Source organism: Parvimonas parva (assembly GCF_016552165.1).
Classification (GTDB): Bacteria; Bacillota; Clostridia; order Tissierellales; family Peptoniphilaceae; genus Parvimonas; species Parvimonas parva.
Map to the genome: position 1 here is coordinate 25,201 of NZ_JACVDA010000003.1, position 17,589 is coordinate 42,789.

At 27.4% G+C, this 17,589-nt stretch carries 16 protein-coding genes and 1 pseudogene; 2 read left to right on the forward strand and 15 right to left on the reverse strand.

The features are described 5' to 3' along the window. Positions 1–59: 59 nt before the first annotated feature. The 15 genes and pseudogenes from IBJ83_RS01295 to IBJ83_RS01360 form a co-directional block, all read right to left on the reverse strand. Positions 60–1,304: a CdaR family protein gene (locus tag IBJ83_RS01295; RefSeq protein ID WP_333473013.1), complete on the reverse strand. Its 1,245-nt coding sequence runs from the start codon at positions 1,302–1,304 to the stop codon at positions 60–62. Continuing rightward, positions 1,279–2,241 (reverse strand): diadenylate cyclase CdaA, encoded by a 963-nt coding sequence (gene cdaA / locus IBJ83_RS01300; RefSeq protein WP_201275035.1) that lies wholly within the window; start codon positions 2,239–2,241, stop codon positions 1,279–1,281. The genes IBJ83_RS01295 and cdaA overlap by 26 nt, the downstream gene beginning before the upstream one ends. A 120-nt stretch (positions 2,242–2,361) precedes the next feature. Next, complete coding sequence (scfB, locus tag IBJ83_RS01305) at positions 2,362–3,726, reverse strand: thioether cross-link-forming SCIFF peptide maturase (protein WP_068471830.1); 1,365 nt, start codon at positions 3,724–3,726, stop codon at positions 2,362–2,364. A 1-nt stretch (position 3,727) separates the two neighbouring features. Then, positions 3,728–3,862, reverse strand: a complete 135-nt coding sequence (scfA, locus tag IBJ83_RS08365; RefSeq protein WP_068471962.1) for a six-cysteine ranthipeptide SCIFF — start codon at positions 3,860–3,862, stop codon at positions 3,728–3,730. Between the two features lie 9 nt (positions 3,863–3,871). Then, positions 3,872–4,006 (reverse strand): annotated as a pseudogene (gene scfA / locus IBJ83_RS08370) (six-cysteine ranthipeptide SCIFF); the annotation flags it as partial. Positions 4,007–4,019: 13 nt separating this feature from the next. Next, complete coding sequence (locus IBJ83_RS01315) at positions 4,020–5,435, reverse strand: aminotransferase class I/II-fold pyridoxal phosphate-dependent enzyme (RefSeq protein WP_201275036.1); 1,416 nt, start codon at positions 5,433–5,435, stop codon at positions 4,020–4,022. A gap of 114 nt (positions 5,436–5,549) precedes the next feature. After that, entirely contained in the window at positions 5,550–6,491 is a 942-nt protein-coding gene (locus IBJ83_RS01320; RefSeq protein ID WP_201275037.1) for an ABC transporter ATP-binding protein, read from the reverse strand. Beyond that, complete coding sequence (locus IBJ83_RS01325; RefSeq protein WP_201275038.1) at positions 6,463–8,109, reverse strand: ABC transporter permease; 1,647 nt, start codon at positions 8,107–8,109, stop codon at positions 6,463–6,465. Before IBJ83_RS01325 ends, IBJ83_RS01320 begins: the two co-directional genes overlap by 29 nt. Before the next feature lie 36 nt (positions 8,110–8,145). Continuing rightward, a complete protein-coding gene (locus IBJ83_RS01330) occupies positions 8,146–9,192 on the reverse strand; it encodes an ABC transporter substrate-binding protein (RefSeq protein WP_201275039.1) in 1,047 nt (348 codons plus the stop codon). 413 nt (positions 9,193–9,605) lie between these two features. Next, entirely contained in the window at positions 9,606–9,776 is a 171-nt protein-coding gene (locus IBJ83_RS08595) for a transposase (RefSeq protein WP_201275040.1), read from the reverse strand. A gap of 381 nt (positions 9,777–10,157) precedes the next feature. After that, entirely contained in the window at positions 10,158–10,625 is a 468-nt protein-coding gene (locus IBJ83_RS01340) for an OsmC family protein (RefSeq protein ID WP_201275041.1), read from the reverse strand. Continuing rightward, positions 10,618–11,799, reverse strand: a complete 1,182-nt coding sequence (locus IBJ83_RS01345) for a cobalamin-independent methionine synthase II family protein (RefSeq protein WP_201275042.1) — start codon at positions 11,797–11,799, stop codon at positions 10,618–10,620. Before IBJ83_RS01345 ends, IBJ83_RS01340 begins: the two co-directional genes overlap by 8 nt. A gap of 11 nt (positions 11,800–11,810) precedes the next feature. Continuing rightward, positions 11,811–12,632, reverse strand: coding sequence for a phosphate/phosphite/phosphonate ABC transporter substrate-binding protein (locus tag IBJ83_RS01350; protein ID WP_201275043.1), 822 nt, complete (start codon positions 12,630–12,632; stop codon positions 11,811–11,813). A 64-nt stretch (positions 12,633–12,696) separates the two neighbouring features. Continuing rightward, positions 12,697–13,824 (reverse strand): acyl-CoA dehydrogenase family protein, encoded by a 1,128-nt coding sequence (locus tag IBJ83_RS01355; RefSeq protein WP_201275044.1) that lies wholly within the window; start codon positions 13,822–13,824, stop codon positions 12,697–12,699. A 330-nt stretch (positions 13,825–14,154) separates the two neighbouring features. Then, the gene (locus IBJ83_RS01360; RefSeq protein WP_201275045.1) at positions 14,155–14,412 is read right to left on the reverse strand and encodes a transposase; all 258 of its coding nucleotides are present in this window, start codon (positions 14,410–14,412) and stop codon (positions 14,155–14,157) included. A 274-nt stretch (positions 14,413–14,686) separates the two neighbouring features. Here IBJ83_RS01360 and IBJ83_RS01365 point away from each other — a divergent pair, with 274 nt between their 5' ends. Both IBJ83_RS01365 and IBJ83_RS01370 read left to right on the forward strand, forming a co-directional pair. Beyond that, entirely contained in the window at positions 14,687–16,024 is a 1,338-nt protein-coding gene (locus tag IBJ83_RS01365) for a C1 family peptidase (protein WP_201275046.1), read from the forward strand. A 132-nt stretch (positions 16,025–16,156) separates the two neighbouring features. Beyond that, complete coding sequence (locus IBJ83_RS01370) at positions 16,157–17,551, forward strand: MATE family efflux transporter (protein ID WP_201275047.1); 1,395 nt, start codon at positions 16,157–16,159, stop codon at positions 17,549–17,551. The last annotated feature ends 38 nt before the right edge of the window (positions 17,552–17,589 follow it).

Consider the following 17,589-nt stretch of genomic DNA (forward strand, 5'->3'; position numbering starts at 1 on the left):
ACACTCCTAATTTACAATTCATAAAAAAGCAATGGATTCACCATTGCTTAATTAATAATTTATTTTTCAACAGCTTGAACAATATCATTAGAAATTTTAACAATTTCTATACCTTCAATATGCTTAGCTTTTATTTGGACATTTTTGCCTACATCATCTTTTTTTACAGAAACGTAAAGTTTTATATCTTCTGCTTTAAGTTTTGCTAAATCTGATTCATATCCACTTACAGTAACTTGAACTTTACTTCTTAAGCTCTTTAAAAGAACTTCTTTTCCTGAATCATTTTCTATTGAAATATTTGAAGTTTCTACCTCTAGTATTTTTTCAATTTTTTTATCGACATCAACATTAACTACAATCTTTACATCATTATTAACCAAAGCAATATCTGTTGGTAATTCTAAATTCAAACTAAATGAACCTGACTCTTTAATTTGTGATAAGTCAAAAGGCTTTGTACTTATTTGTGAAATTTGCTCTAAACTTGTTAAATTACCTACAACATAAATTGAATTAGGTACTATGTTTTTCTTTAAAATTCTAATATCACTAGACGGAGTATTTATTTCAACTAATTTTATAGGAACTTCTTTGAAGTTTTTAAAACCAATCGAAACATTAGTATCTGTTTTACTTAGCTTAACTTTTTTAACTTCTTGATTAAACTCATCAACAGGAACAATTTTTGATTGAACAACTTCATCATTATCCTTATCCGTAACATCAACCGTACAAAGAACTCTCTTTATTTTATTAACATAACTAACAGGACCACTAACTAAAATTTCAGAATCTGTCGGCTCTTTTTTTACAACAACTTGATTCTTATTTTTTATTTCTCCTGAAGTTTCAACTTCAACCTTATATGTCTTAGTAATTTCTTCATCTAAGGTTACAAGTAAATCTTTTTCTGAGGCTGACTTAAACCTAACATTATAAGGAACTTTAAAATTAATTGAGAGTCTATGAGAACCCGACGTTACTACCTTTTGCAAATCAACTTCTGCAACAATATCATTTGCATTTACAGCAGACACATCACTTCTATTTCCTGTTATCACAACATCAACAGTCGAATTTTCTGGACTAACTCTTACCAATTTTTCAGATTCCAAAACTGATTGATTTTTAAATGTTATAGGAATATTGTTAAATTGTCTTGTAACAATTGGATTTTTGCCACCAATTACTAGAACCCACATAACAAGTCCCACAGCTAAAGAAATCAATTTCAACTTAAAATCTTTTTTTATTAAATTTATAATACTTTTTACATTAATCTTTTTTAACAATCTTATCACCTTGATTTTCAACAATTTCGTTAACTTCTTCTTTTATATCTTCAATTATTTCTTTCTTTACTTCTTCCTTTATTTCTTCTTTAGTAATATTATCATTTGAAATTTCTTTATTTTCAAATAAATTTTGGAAAATTTCTTTTAAAGAGTTAGTATTTTTTTCTTCAACAACAAAATTTTCAACTAAATAATTTAATAGATATTGTTTTGTAACATTTCTATTTATCTTAGATTTTTCACAAATAGAAACATATCCTGTTTCTTCACTAACCACAATAACAATCGCATCGGATTTTTCAGAAATTCCAATACCAGCTCTATGTCTTGTGCCAAGTTCCATTGAAATTTCTTTATTGTCTGTTAAAGGTAAAAAACAAGATGCTGCAACAATATGCTCATTACTTATTACAACTGCTCCATCATGTAAAGGAGTATTTGGAATAAAAATATTCATAAGTAATTCATAAGAAATTTCAGAATTTAAAGTAATTCCGGTTTCAATAATATCTCTAAGTCCGGTTTTTCTTTCTAAAACCATCAATGCCCCAATTTTTTTATCCGCTAAAGAAAAAGTTGCCTTAGTAATTTCATCTAAAACTCTAATATTACTTCTAGAAGTTTCAAAATTAACCGGTTTTAAAAGTTTATTATTTCCAATATGCTCTAAAACTCTTCTAAGCTCTGGTTGAAATACAATCAAAATTGCAATAAATCCAACAGTAACAGCATTATTTAAAATCCAACTTATAGTATAAAGTTTTAAATATTCACTAAGTTTTGCTCCAATAAAAATAAATAAAATACCTTTTATAAGTTGTGTTGCTCTTGTTCCCTTTATAAGAGAAAACAATTTATAAAAAACAAAACTAACTATAAATATATCCAAAATATCTGTTATCCTTATAGTTGATAACAAAAAAAGAAATTTATCCAAATTCATAAAATCACATCTTTCTAATTTTTTTATAAAAACCTTACGTTAATTATAATATAATACAGAGTAAATTTCAACTTTGTAAAAGTATAAAAAAAGAAAAGTTAAAAAACTTTTCTTTTAAAATTATTCTTCTTCACTTCTTACTGCATTCATCATTATTGCACATTCCATTCTCTTTCTAAATAGCTTACAACCATATTCATATATTTTTGTAATATCTTTATGTGTATGGTAAGCATTAGCAGGACAACCTCCTGCACAATAAAGTTTAGCCCAACAATCTTGACAATCATCTCTCGAATAAATATTGCAAGAACCGAATGTATCTCTTATATCCTCTCTTGTAATTCCGTCAAAGACATTTCCTAAACACATTTCTTTGTCATTTACAAATTGATGACAAGGATACAACTCTCCGGTCGGCGTTACAGACATATATTCCGTCCCAGAACCACAGCCGGTAATTCTTTTATGAATACAAGGACTTGTTTCAAGATTTATTGTGTAATTATAAAATGAAAATGGCTTACCTTCTTTTTCACGTTTTAACATTTCTTTTGCTAAAATTTCGTATTGTTCAAAAAGAATTGGTAAATCTTCTTCAGTTAATGCAGACGGAGAACTTGCATCAGCAACAACAGGCTCCATACTTAATTCTGTAAAACCTAAATCAGCCATATGAAACAGGTCATTAGTAAAGTCTGTATTGTGATGAGTAAATGTTCCCCTTATGTAATAGTCTTTATCTCCTCTTTGTGCAACAAGTTTTTGAAATTTAGGAACTATTGTATTATAACTTCCTTCTCCTTTTATATTCACTCTAAACCTATCGTTTGTTTCTTTTCTTCCGTCAAGAGAAAGAACTACATTATGCATTTCTTTATTTGCAAAGTCAATAACTTCATCATTTATAAGAACTCCATTTGTAGTAAGAGTAAATCTAAAATTCTTATTATGTTCTTTTTCTATACTTCTTGCATATTTTACAACTTCTTTTACAACTCTCCAATTAACAAGCGGTTCCCCACCAAAAAAATCTACTTCTAAATTTTTTCTTGCTCCACTATGCTCAATCAAAAAGTCTATTGCCTTTTTACCGACTTCAAGAGTCATCATCGCATCTTTGCCATGATATGTTCCTTGCTTTGCAAAACAATATTCACAAGCCAAGTTACAAGTATGAGCAATATGTAAACAAAGTGCCTTTACAACAGAATTAGACTTTAATTTCGGTTTCAACCCTTTGTAAATATCTTCAGTATATAATTGTTTGTTTTCCTTTAAATATTCAACATCTTCTAAACATTCTTCGACATCTTTAGCTGTAATATTATTATATCTATCACAGATAATTTTCGTAATTTCTTCTTTAGAATTTTTTTCATAAAGCTCAATAATATCATAAGCAACTTCATCTACAACATGAATAGAACCACTATATACATCAAGAACTATATTATAACCATTTAGTTTGTACTGATGTATCATCTTATCTACATTTTTCGCAAGGTTGATTTGCTACTCCTGATGACGTTTTTGAGGCACTTTGACAAGAAGTTTGACATTCTCCGCATCCACCTTCTACTATTGATGCATATAAATTTCTTGTCTTTAATGTTTTTATTCTGCTAACAGATTCACAAGGTTGGTTTGCTACTCCTGATGAAGTCTTTGAGGCACTTTGACAAGAAGTTTGGCATTCTCCACAGCCACCTTCTACTATTGATTCATGTAAATTTCTTGTTTTTAATGTTTTTATTCTTGACATTTTCTTCTCTCCTTTATTTTTTATATATGATATTAATTTTATCATTATCATTTGATTTTGAAAATCTTAAATCTATATTTTCATCTCTATACTTTTGAAATAAATTTAAAATTTCCTCTGTTATAACTTCTCCCGGTGTCAAAATTGGAATTCCCGGTGGATATGCCCATACATATTCTGCTGAAATTTTTGAAACGGAATTTTCTATATCAAATTCTTCACTATCAAATATAGTTGACTCTTTAATGCTGAATTTTCTAATTAAATTTAAATTATTTAAAGCAATCTTTTTACAATTTTCATAATATAAACTTTTATCTATATCAAAAAGTGCAAAAGCTAATTTATCCAAAGATTTCTTTGAAACTCCTATCCCTGTATAAGCTATCGCATAATTAAAAGATGCCATTTCAAGTTCAATATCATATTCAGTTCTCAAAGTTTTCATCAATTCATATCCGGAAATATTTGTATTATTTGTCAAAATAGTTATTTTAGAATTGTCCAATTCAAAAATATTTTTTAGATTAATATTTGATAAAAGTTTAATATTTTTTAAATCTCTACATTTTTCATAAAAACATTCTAAATTTTCTCTCCAATTTTTAAATAGAGTTTCTCTATCATTCTCCAACATTCTAACACAATAATCAATCGATGACATTAAAATATATGACGGACTTGAAGTTTGAAAAATTTCAAGTGATTTTCTTAATTTAGGATATAAAGACTCATCTGCGATATGTAAAATTGCTGTTTGAGTAAATGATGCCAAAGTCTTATGTAAACTTTGAACAGTAATATCAGCTCCAAGCCCTATTGAAGATTTTGGAAAGTTATCACTAAGTCCAAAACCTGCACCATGTGCTTCATCAACAATTAATTTTGCTCCATATCTATGAACTACTTTAGAAATTTTTTCAATATCCGATACAACTCCTTCATAAGTCGGACTTGTTATTACTACTAATTTAATATCAGAATTTCTTTCTAATATTTTTTCAATATCATCTGAATCAATACTCAAAAAAATCCCCAAATTTTCATCATATTTAGGATAAATATATTCAAAGCTTAAATCAAAAACCTCAATCGCATGGTAAATTGATTTATGACAATTTTTTGCAATTAAAATTTTATCTTTAGGTTTTGTTAAACTGTAAATTGCAGATAAATTACCTGATGTTGAACCATTTACGAGATAAAAAGAGCCTTTAGTATTCCAAAGATTCTTTGCAATATCCATAGATTCTTTCAAAATTTCTTCTGGATGATGTAAATCATCAAAACCGTCAATTTCGGTAATATCCATTTTAATAAATTCACTTAAATCATTAAAAACTTCTTTATTTCTCATATGTCCTGGCATATGAAAAGCAGTTTTTGTTTCATCATATTCTTTTAATTTTTTTAGTAAAGAATTGTTCAATAATTTCACATTCCTTTTATATAGGCTAAAGTAATCTAATATTCTTTGATATTAAATTAACATATGCTAAATTATATCATTTTTTATAATTTTTATCAACAAAAAAACTTCCAGTTAATCTGAAAGTTTTTGTAAATTATATTCAATAAAAACATTATCGCCAATATTTTTTTCTTTTCCTGTATTTAATTCTATCACTTTTAAAGTTTTTTCATCTTTTAACTTTAATTCATATTCAATAAAAGAACCTCTAAATTGTTTTTTTACAATTTTTGCAGAAGTTTTTGTTTCGTCCTCAACAAATTTTATTTTTTCAGGTCTTATAAAATTTTCTTTATCTAATTTATTTGAATTTCCAATAAAAGAAAGAGAAAATTCACTATTAGGAGAATTGTAAAGTTCTGTAACCGTCGAATTTTGAATTATTTTTCCTTCATTCATAAGAATTACCCTATCAGCCATAGTAAATGCATCTTCTTGATCATGAGTTACAAGTATTGTCGTCATCTTAAAATATTTTACAAGTTTCTTTATTTCATTTCTCATAGTAATTCTTAAATTTTTATCAAGATTTGAAAAAGGCTCGTCAAGTAAAATAAGTCTTGGATTTATAACTAAACTTCTTGCAAGTGCAACTCTTTGCCTTTGTCCACCTGAAAGCTCATAAACTTTTCTATTTTCATATCCATTAAGTCCGACAATCTCTAAAATTTCCATAGCTTTTTTAATTCTATCTTGTTTTTTTACATTTCTAAACTTTAAACCATAAGCTACATTTTCTAAAACATTTTTATTATTAAAAAGTCCATAAGATTGAAAAACTGTCGATACATTTCTATCTTCCGGATTTAAAAGACTTATATTTTCTCCATTTAAAATAATTTGTCCAAAATCATTTTTTATAAAACCACCGATTGAATTTAAAATTGTAGTTTTTCCACAACCTGAAGGTCCCAATATACAAAGAATATTTCCTTCTTCAAGTGAAAAGTTAATATCCTTTAAAACCTCTTTATCTCCATAAGTCTTACATAAATTTTTTACTTCTAAGAACATATCTATCTCCTAATTTACCTAAAATATAATTGATTAACATAAACAACAAACTAAAGCTCAAACAAATTAAAATTATCAAAAGTGCTAAAACAGATGCTGTATTATATTTTCCACTATTTATAACATCAAACATAACAAGAGTTAAAACTTTTTGTGCAGGATAAACTATAAAAATTATAGAGCCAACAGTTGTCATCGTGCTATTAAAACCATTTATCATACTTATCACAAAATCATTTCTGGTATGTGATAATACGACATCTTTAAAAATAAAAAATTCATTTGCCCCCAAATCTTTTGCGCTTAAAATTTGATTTTTGTCTATTGTTTCCAAACTTGAATTAAATATTTTTGTCGAAAAAGGTAATTGTTTAAAAGTAACATTTAGTATTACAATCAAAGCAGTTCCTGTAATATAAATTGGATAATTATTAAAAGCTAATATGTATCCGATACCAAAGAATGTACCGGGTAACATATATGGCATAGTGGCTATAAATTCAAATATTTTTAAAAATTTTACATTTCTTATATGAATATAGTATTGTAACAAAAGTCCAATTAAACTACCAAAAAATGCCGAAATTAAAGAGTAATAAATACTTCTAAAAACCGTTTTATCTATATGGTCTTTTATATCTACAAAATGTTCAAATGTAAAATACAACTTTCCCTTTGAATAATCAGTAAAAGCAGATAAAATTACTGAACTGTATTGTAAAAATAATAAAATCAAAAAGACAATTGCCGTTAAAGTTATAAAAGAAAAAACGAAACCTCTCTTTTCAATATTAACCTCTGATGTATTAGCTCCAAAATTTGTATTTGAAATTATTTTTGAATTTTTTACATAAAATATAAAAGTAAGTACAACAGGAACACAAAGCATTATATTCATAGCTCCGGCTTGAACAATATTCCCGTCAGAAATAAATACATTATACGACCTTGAGGCTAAAGTTTCAAAAGCACCACCTATGATTAATGGAGTTGAAAAGTCGGCAATACTTCTAATAAAACTTAAAATAGCAACAACCTTAATACTAGGTAATAACTGAGGCAAAATAATATCCAAAATTAAATTATTTGTCTTTGCTCCAAGCGACCTTGCGCTATTTATCTGTTCCTTATCAATGCTATTAAGTGCAGATATAATCATAAGACCACTTAATGAAATTAAGCCTATACTCTGCATTAAAATAATTCCAAAAGAACCATAAGCATCAATGGAAAGTTTAAAAATATCATGAGTTATAAATCCCCTACGTCCAAATAATCTTATATATGCAAGTGAAGAAACAAATGGAGGAGAAATCATTGTAATCATTAATATAAATGATATAATTTTCTTAAAACTTTTTCTAATACTAAAGCAAAAAATTCCAATAGAAACAGAAACTATCGTCGTTATTATAGTAGTAAAAAAAGCAACAAATATTGAATTGTATAAAAGTTTACTCTGTGTCTTTAAAAATGTAAATCCCTCTAAAGTAAATTTTCCCCCACTATAAAAAGTAGATGAAAAAACTCTTAAAAAAGGAAATAAAATAAAAGTAAATAGACAAAAAACTAGAGTAAAAATAATAAATGCGTCTATAAATTTAAAATATCTCTTCATAATTAATCAAAAAGGGAGATTACTCTCCCTTTGTTTCTATTTCCCTTGTGTTAATTCTGCCCATTTTTTAAGGATTGATTCTCTTTGAGAACCAAAGCTTGTAATATCTTCTTTAATAAATTTATCTTTTGGTAAGCCAAGTTCAAAACCTTTAGTTCCGTCAATTACCATTTGAGCACCATCTTTACCGTCAAGTTCAGCAATCATTTGTTGATTTTCAGGTCTTAAAATGAAATCTTCAAATGCTTTTGCCACTTCAAGATTTGGACTGTTTTTGAAAATTGCAACACCTTCAGGAACCCAACATAAACCGTCTTCAGGATAAATTGCAGTTAAATTATTTTTTTCTGCAACATCGAAAGCTGATTTGTCAATAGGAATAATTCCAAGTCCAAATTCTCCGGCAACAGTTTTTTCTTGAGGGTCTTTTCCTCTTTTACCATAGAATTTAACATTTGCATTTAATTTTTTGAAATAATCCCAAGCCTTTTCTTCTCCATACATATCGATAAGACCTTTTACATTTGCAAAACTTGTTCCTGAAACAGCAGGATTTGCCATAATGATTTCATCTTTATATTTTGCATCTACAATTTCAGCCCAAGTTTTTGGAATTGGAAGCCCTTTTTCTTGTAAAATTTTATTATTTGCTAAAAATCCTACAACAGTAACCCCTTTTGAAATCCAATAGCCTTCACTATCTTTAAAACCTTCTTTGATTTTGTCAAAACCTTGTGGTTTATACATTTCTAAAAGTCCGTCAGTCTTAGCTTTCATAAAAGCGTCAATACCACCACCGAACCAAACGTCAGCCATTGGCTTTCCACCTTCAGCTTTAATCTTTGCAATAACTTCTCCACTAGACATTGAAAGGAATTCAACCTTAGCTTTAGTTTCTGCTGAGAACTTATCAAAAAGTTTTTTGTACTTTTCTGATGTTGCTACAACGTTCAAAGTTTTACCTTCAAAATTTGTAGTAGTTTCTACTTTCTTTTCTACTTTCTTATCTTCTGCTTTTTTAGGTTGACAACCAACTAACATTAAGCCTGCAAGCATAAGAGATAAAATTCTTGATTTTTTCATTTTTTCCTCCTAAATTTTAAATAATACCATATTACACTTTAGATAAATTTTAAAATGTAAATATAGTAAATTTATAATATCTTTCATATCACATAAAGACAATATAATTATACCATAAAATTATAAAATAATAACAATTTTATATAAAAATATAAAAAAAATATATACAATTAATAAATCAGGTAGTGTCAAGTTTTTTGTGTAAACTCTTTTAAATTTCTTGTAAAAACAAGTGGCAAATAAATTTAAATTAAATAATAAACTAACTGATTAAGGCAAACAAAACGGATGATTCATCCCATATAGGGGATGAAAATTTCTCCTCAAATTTTCCTTGAATTTCGTATAACATTTGCGTCAACTCATACTGTGCTATTTTAAAGCCTTTATGAATCCTCGTGATGAATGTCGAACTATACTTGCTTGCATATATAAATACATGTTTTTACATTAAGTTCACTAAATTCAGTTTTTAGATTTCTGTGATAGTAACCATTTCTTGAGTTGCCATTGTTGTACACTGATACATCGTAAGGCTCATATCCAAGAAAGGCGGTTCTTTCTGTTTCTAAAAACAAATTCATTGCTTCTTCAAGCGTTTACGAAAAATTTCATCAATATTTATTCCTTGTGATAGCGCAGTTATTAATTCTGTGTTAAAATTAGTCATGAGGACATCCATCTTCTTTAAAAATTTTGTGTGGTAACTTAATTTTACAAGAAACGCTCCTCTTTTTCTATATCAAGGAAGAAATTTTTAGTTTACACATAATATTTTACACTATGTTAGATTTTTGTTGGATTTTTTGCAATTATAAAATATATTTATCAAGTTATATATAAAAAAATCTATATTTCAAATATATTAATCTTATTTTTAGAAATTATACTTTTATTTTTAGGAGCAATTAATATCAGAAAAAACAAATAAAAAAGGAATTTATAAAAATAAATTCCTTTTTGTTTTATAATATTTGTTTAAATTTAACATCAATATTTACACAATCTTTTATTGAATTATAGATAAAACAATTATCTAATACATTTTTTAAAAAATCATCTAATTTTTTATCAAAAAGTTCTAGATAAAAATATATCGTTAGACTAATCTTATCTATTTTTGCTTTTTCGTTATATCCTTTTACAGCTAAAATAGTTAATGGATTTTTTAAATTTACATTTATTCTTCCTTCAACATCTTGTAAGTCTAAATTTTCTTTTTTAGCTTCTAAAAGTAGTCCATACATTATATCTGATAGGATAGATACAGAAAAATAACTAAAAGATGTTTTGTAATTTTTTTCTATATCAAAGCTAATTGAGTTAGAAACTTCAATTATATCTTTATCTGTAAAAACTTTAATACTATCATCTAAATTTAGAACAGCTCTATAAGAAACTTCATAATTATATGATTCGTACAAATCACTCATAAGTTTTCCTTAAAATATTTTTTGCAATTTCTAATTGTTCTAATTTTTTTTCAATTATATCAAAAGTATTTACAGGCCTATTTGCAAATGTAGCGAATCCACAATCTGGATTTAACCATAATCTTTCTTTATCAATAAATTTAAGTGCTTCTTTTGCTCTTTCAACGATAGATTGCGCTGTTTCAATTGTATCTGTTCTTGGATTTATAACACCAAGAGCAAGTATTATATTATTTTTAATTTTTTCACTTTCAAAAAGAGAGGCTATTTCTCCTGCCCGAGGAGTTGAAAATTCTAAAGCTAAAACATCTGGCAAAACTTCTTCAAAAAGTTTAATAAGAGGCGTATATGGACCTGTAAGTAGAATACTTTCATCTTTGCTCCAATTTCCCCTACAAACATGAACAGATGATAAAATATTTTTTTCTTTAACATAATCTATAATCGACTTTATTAAATTGCTTGCAAAATTTAACTCTTCAGTTGGATCTTTTTTTTCAGAAAGTGCAGCACACATAAACGAACGTGTTTGCCCTGTAGAAAAAACTACTTCTGTCAAAACGGGTTCATCAAATTGAATTATATCAACACCCTCTTTAGCTAAATTATCAACTTCTTTTTGTAAAATCTTTATTACATCTTTTCCTAAATCTTCTTTACTATTGTAAAAATTTTTACTTAAAGAAGCTAGCCACATAGACCTTGTCATAAGATAAGGCCCTGGTAATGTTGCTTTAACTTTACTAGATGTAAGTGTTTTTAATTCTTTTATTTCATCTGCAACTAACTTTTTGTCATACTCTAATTTACCATTACAAATAGCGTTTTTTATGCTAACTGATGGAACATCTAAAGTTTGTAAAATTTTTTCAAAAGCTTTTTTATCTTCTATATAATCTAGCATATCTGACATATTCATCATAATAACGCCTTTAAGTCTATCTGAGATAAAAGATACATAATTGTCTCTTGTAAGTTCTCCATTTGTAATTATATCAATAGAATATTTTTCTTGAAGTTTTACAACTTTTTTTGTTTCTTCTTCTATAAGATTATCATATTCTTTTTTAAATTTTTTATCTAATTTTAGTTTTCTTTTTAAACTTAAAATCTCTTTGCTTCTTGGAAAGCTTCCTATTAATGAGGTAGTAAATGGTTTAAATTTATCTTTCATAAACATTACCCTTATTTATATTCACTTTTAAAAAAGTCTATATATTCATTAGCTTTAGTAATTTGTTCAAATCCAGAGATTCTACCTTTTACCCATTTTTTTAATCCTTCCATATCCATCATTTCTTTATGTTTAGGATTATTATAGTCCATTTTGTGTAAAACTTCTATAAATTTTTCAAAAACTTCCTTTTCAATTCCAACTCTTGAAGAAAAAATACAATGATCAAAATTAGGTGTTTTATATAAAATCTTAACTACATTTTCATCAATACTGCCATCTTCAACCCAAGCTTTATAATTTAAATCAAGCATAAAAGTTGCATCAACTTCGCCATTTAACATAGCTTTTGCACTATCAAGTTCTCCTCCTATATGATCTCCATGAAGCCCTACTCCTACATCGAATCTTTTTTCAATATAATCTTTTTTATATTCAAGTCCATTTTGATATAAATTAAAAATAGGTATAAGTCTTGCTTGTGGTGAATCTATTGCACCAAACCCAATTGTCTTTGATTTTAAATCGGAAATTGAATTTATATTTTTATCTTTTCTTACAACTAAATATGTTTGTCTATCTCTATCTGTATCTCTCATTGAACCGTTTAAAGATTTACCTTGTGTTCGTATATTAGCATCTAACCATGCAAGAGGTGAATTCCATGCAACATCAATTTCTCCATTAACAAGTGCATCAACTTGTGATCTATAATCCTTAAAATAAACTGGTTCTATAGAAAAATTTTCATCTTCAAAAAAATCTTTTATAATTTTCCATATAACTGTAACTCTTGGAGCATAAATTACTGCTCCTACTTTTAATTTGTCCATATAATTTTCCTCCTTATGTCTACTTGTGTATAAAAATTGGGGGATATTTTCCCCCAATTAATAACTAAATTAATGGAAGTCCTGTTAAAGCTCTTCCTAACCAAAGAATTAAAACATCTACGCTTGGTGCCATAATTTGTCCGGCATAAGCATCTCTTAAAAGTCTTTCCATTATACCCATTTTATTGTAAGCTTTTCCTCCGCCTATTCTCATGCCATGTCTTGCAGTTTCAATAGCAGCTTCTGATGCAAAAATTCTTGCAGAAATTACCTTAGCGATTGCATCTGCTTCGTTGGCATCGACAGCTCTTGCAGCTTCATTAGTTCCAAGAATAGCAGCATTAGTTAAAGAATAAATTCTTGAAATATGAGTTTGTACTGTTTCATATTCTGCAAGCATTGGACCAAATGTATGTTTTCTACTAGTTGCATGATGTAATGCTTCTTCTAAAACAGCTTCACAAACTCCTGTATAAACAGAAGCTAAACCTGTAATAAAAAATGGTGCAATAACTTCAAAAATATGTGTCATAGCATCTCCAGCTTTACCAATTCTGTATTCTTTAGGTAAATGAACATTTGTAAATTCCATAGGACATGAAACATTTCCTCTCATACCTAATCCGTTCCAATTACCTGTTTTAAATTCTACTCCTTTAGTTTCAATTGGTACAATCCAGTTATCAATTCCCTCTCCTGTTTCAGAAGAAGATAATAAAAGATAGTATGAAGCATAAGTAGCTGATGTAACCATGCTTTTACTTCCGTTTAAAATTACTTCATCTTTAGTAAATTCTGCTTTAATATCTGGAAGATAAAAATTTGTACCAGAACCAAATTCTGAATAAGCAAAACCTAAAAATTTATTATTTTCTACAACATCTGTAACAATTTTTTTCTTTAATTCTTCACTACCATATTTTAAAACAATACTTAAACATACATTATGCATCATATAACAAAGTCCACAACTTGCACTTGCTTTAGCAAAAGCTCTACAAGCATAAGAATGTTCAGCCATTCCTTTTCCAAGACCACCAAGTTCTTTAGGAACCATTAACTTAAAATAGCCTTTTTCACCCATTTTTTTAAAAGATTCTTCTGGAAATCTCATTTTTTCGTCAATATCTTTTGCATAAGGTAAGATATATTCTTTAGCAAAATCTGTTGCTTGATCAAAAAATTCACTCATTTTAATACCTCCATAAATATTTCTATTTTCTTTAAAATTATTACATAACATATTATTATAATAAAAGTAAAGTTGATATAATTATATCATAAAAATATGTAATGTCAAGTTTTTTGCGTAAACTTTTTTTAATTTTCTTGTAAAAATAAGTGGTAAATAAATTTAAATTAAATAGTAAACTAACTGATTAAGGCAAGCAAAACGGATGATTCATCCCATATAGCGGATGGAAATTTCTCCTCAAATTTTCCTTGAATTTCGTCTAGCATTTGCGTCAACTCATACTGTGCTATTTTAAAGCCTTTATGAATCCGCGTGCTGAATGTCGAACTATACTTGCTTGCATATATAAATACATGTTTTTCCATTAAGTTCACCAAATTCAGTTTTTAGATTTCTGTGATAGTAACCATTTCTTGAGTTGCCATTGTTGTACACTGATACATCGTAAGGCTCATATCCAAGAAAGACGGTTCTTTCTGTTTCTAAAAGCAAATTCATTGCTTCTTCAAGCTGTTTTCGAAAAATTTTATCAATATTTATTCCTTGTGATAGCGCAGTTATTAATTCTGCGTTAAAATTAGTCATGAGAATCTCCATCTTCTTGAAAATTTTTGTGTGGTAACTTAATTTTACAAGAAATGCTCCTCTTTTTCTATATCAAGGAACAAATTTTTAGTTTACACATAATATTTTACACTATGAAAAAATCCTATACAATTAATAAATCATATTAAAATTATATTTATTTTGATATATATTATCTTTTATTTTTATTTAATTTATGTTACAATATATTTATAGGTTATACCTAATATATTTATGGGTTGTACCTAAATTATTTTTAAGGAGAGTGGTAAAAATGGCATTAACAAAAGAAGTGTTAAAATCATTTAAAGAAAGATTTGATTCTTGTAAAACAAATAAGATTGTAGCTGCATCTGTTTCAAAAGTTGGAATTAGTGAGGCCTCTACAAATCACGAGGTTATGAAAAGACATAATTTTAAATTTTCTGATGTAACTAAAAAAGGTGAAATAACAAACCAAAAAGCAAGTGGTAGATGTTGGATGTTCTCCGCTCTAAATGTTGCAAGAGTTACAACAATGGAAAATCTAAATTTAAAAACTATGGAATATTCTCAAACTTATACTCTATTTTGGGATAAACTTGAAAAATCAAATTTCTTTTTAGAAAATATTATAGAAACTTTAGATGAATCAACAGATTCAAGATTAGTTTCTCATCTTTTAACTGCCCCTATTCAAGATGGTGGACAATGGGATATGTTTAAAGGACTTTTGGAAAAATATGGTGTCGTTCCAAAAGGAATTATGCCTGAAACTTTCCATTCATCAAATACAAGAATGATGGAAACAATAATAACTAAACATCTTAGAAAATCTGCCTGTGAAATGAGAAAACTTCACAAAGAAGGAAAAGATTTAAAAGAAATCGAAAAGATAAAAGATGAAACTCTTTACACAGTTTACAACATTTTAACAAAATGTTTAGGAGAAATTCCTGAAACATTCACTTATGAATATACTGATAAAGACGAAAAATTCCATAGAATTTCTAATATAACTCCATTAGAATTTTTTAACAAATATGTTGGTTGGAATTTAAAAGATAGAATAAGTTTAATAAATGCACCAACAGAAGATAAGCCTTATGGAAAAGCATACACTGTAAAATTCTTAGGTTCTGTTAAAGAAAGTGATAGAATAAAATATATTAATGTTCCTATCGAAGTTTTAAAAGAAAGTGCTATTAAATCTATCAAAGCAGGAGAACCTGTTTGGTTTGGTTGTGATGTTGCACAAATGTTAGAAAAAAACAAAGGAATTATGGACTTGGATATGTTCTTATATGATGATATATTCCCTGCTTGTCAAAACTTTACAAAAGCCGAAAGACTTGATTATCACGAAAGCATTTTAACTCATGCAATGGTATTTACAGGAGTAAATCTTGATGAAAATGGTAAACCGTTAGAATGGCAAGTTGAAAATTCTTGGGGAGATACTTTAGGAGATAAAGGAATTTTCTCAATGACTGATGAATGGTTTGAAGAATATAATTATGAAATAATGGTTGATAAAAAATATATTGATGAAAAATGGTTAAAGGCATTAGATGAAGAAGTTATCGAACTTGAACCTTGGGATCCATTCGGTGCATTGGCAAGATTAAAATAATTTTACAAAATCTCTCTAGTAATTAGAGAGATTTTTTCTTGCAATTTTATAAATATTTTGTTATAATCTTGTTTTAACTTACTAAATTTGTGGAATAACATATTAGACAAATATTTTTATAGGAGGTGTTATATGAAAAAAGAACGAAGTGAAATGATTTTACATGGAAATATTTATAAAATCATAGCAATTATTTCAATCCCAATTATTTTAAATAATTTCATTCAACAATTATATTCACTTGCAGATGCTTTTTGGCTTGGGAAATTAGGAACTGCAGAATTTGCATCAACAAGTTTTACTTGGCCGGTTGTATTTTTATTTAACTCAATTGGAATCGGACTGTCGATTGCATCAATATCATTAATTTCTCAGTTACTCGGAAAAAAAGATTTTCCTCTGGCTCAAAAATATGCAGATACTTTAATAAATATTTCATTATTATTCTCAATCATATTTATGTTATTAGGATATTTTAGTGCAGATTCAATAGTAAATTTAATGGGTGCAACAGGAGACCTTGCAAAATATAGCATAATTTATTTAAAATACAGTTACCTTGGAATCCCATTTATATTTTTATACTACATATATTCATCTATTTTATCAGCACAAGGGAAAAATGCAATTCCAACAATGATAAGTACAACTTGCGTAGTTTTGAATATGATTTTAAATCCGATTTTTATATTCGACACAATTCCATTTACTTCAATTTCAGGATTAGGACTTGGAGTTAAGGGAGCTGCCCTCGCAACTGTTTTAACACAAGGAATTATGTGCATAGTTGGTTTTATTCATTTACGTTTCAATCATGACAAAATTAAATTAAATTTACAAAGTTTAATATTTATAAAATGGAAAAAATGTATTTTGAAAAAAATATACTACATTGCTCTACCTTCAGTTATCGGACAAATAGGAACTGCAATAGGTTTTATAATAATGAACTCATTCATACAAAGCTATGGAACAGAAACCGTTGCAGCTTATGGAATGGTAAATAGAATAAGTGGACTTTTAAATATTCCACCTGGAGGTATAGGCTCTGCTATAACTTCAATAATAGGACAAAACATTGGAAATAATAATATAAAAAGAGTTAAAGAAACATTTAAAAAAGCATCTATTATAGTAATTATAATGTCTATTATAATTGCATTTATAAGTTTTATATTTAGATATGAGATATTATCTTTCTTCATAAATGCTCCAAAAAATTCAGAACTAATGATACAAGCAAACAGTTATATGTTCTACACATTAATAACTCTTGTAATGTTAAATATGTTTTTTGTATATCAAGGACTTTTCCAAGGCTCAGGAAATAGCAAATATTCAATGGCAATAGATATGATAAGACTTTGGATAATAAGATTGCCTCTAATACTTTTCTTTAAGTATTACACAGGTTATGGAGCAACAGGAATTTGGCTTGCAATGTCAATCTCGAATGTACTTGTAACAATAATTGCACATTTAATATATCTAAATGGTGGTTGGCAACAAGGCTCATTTACCCGATAAAAGCAAAAGGTTCAATAAATCAATATTGAACCTTTTTA

Bases quoted from the DNA above. Each gene is read 5' to 3' on its own strand.
- cdaA (WP_201275035.1), bottom strand. From the start codon at position 2,241: ATGAATTTGGATAAATTTCTTTTTTTGTTATCAACTATAAGGATAACA.
- scfB (WP_068471830.1), bottom strand. From the start codon at position 3,726: ATGATACATCAGTACAAACTAAATGGTTATAATATAGTTCTTGATGTA.
- IBJ83_RS01320 (WP_201275037.1), bottom strand. From the start codon at position 6,491: ATGTTCTTAGAAGTAAAAAATTTATGTAAGACTTATGGAGATAAAGAG.
- IBJ83_RS01325 (WP_201275038.1), bottom strand. From the start codon at position 8,109: ATGAAGAGATATTTTAAATTTATAGACGCATTTATTATTTTTACTCTA.
- IBJ83_RS01330 (WP_201275039.1), bottom strand. From the start codon at position 9,192: ATGAAAAAATCAAGAATTTTATCTCTTATGCTTGCAGGCTTAATGTTA.
- IBJ83_RS08595 (WP_201275040.1), bottom strand. From the start codon at position 9,776: ATGAATTTGTTTTTAGAAACAGAAAGAACCGCCTTTCTTGGATATGAG.
- IBJ83_RS01340 (WP_201275041.1), bottom strand. From the start codon at position 10,625: ATGAGTGATTTGTACGAATCATATAATTATGAAGTTTCTTATAGAGCT.
- IBJ83_RS01345 (WP_201275042.1), bottom strand. From the start codon at position 11,799: ATGAAAGATAAATTTAAACCATTTACTACCTCATTAATAGGAAGCTTT.
- IBJ83_RS01350 (WP_201275043.1), bottom strand. From the start codon at position 12,632: ATGGACAAATTAAAAGTAGGAGCAGTAATTTATGCTCCAAGAGTTACA.
- IBJ83_RS01355 (WP_201275044.1), bottom strand. From the start codon at position 13,824: ATGAGTGAATTTTTTGATCAAGCAACAGATTTTGCTAAAGAATATATC.
- IBJ83_RS01360 (WP_201275045.1), bottom strand. From the start codon at position 14,412: ATGACTAATTTTAACGCAGAATTAATAACTGCGCTATCACAAGGAATA.
- IBJ83_RS01365 (WP_201275046.1), top strand. From the start codon at position 14,687: ATGGCATTAACAAAAGAAGTGTTAAAATCATTTAAAGAAAGATTTGAT.
- IBJ83_RS01370 (WP_201275047.1), top strand. From the start codon at position 16,157: ATGAAAAAAGAACGAAGTGAAATGATTTTACATGGAAATATTTATAAA.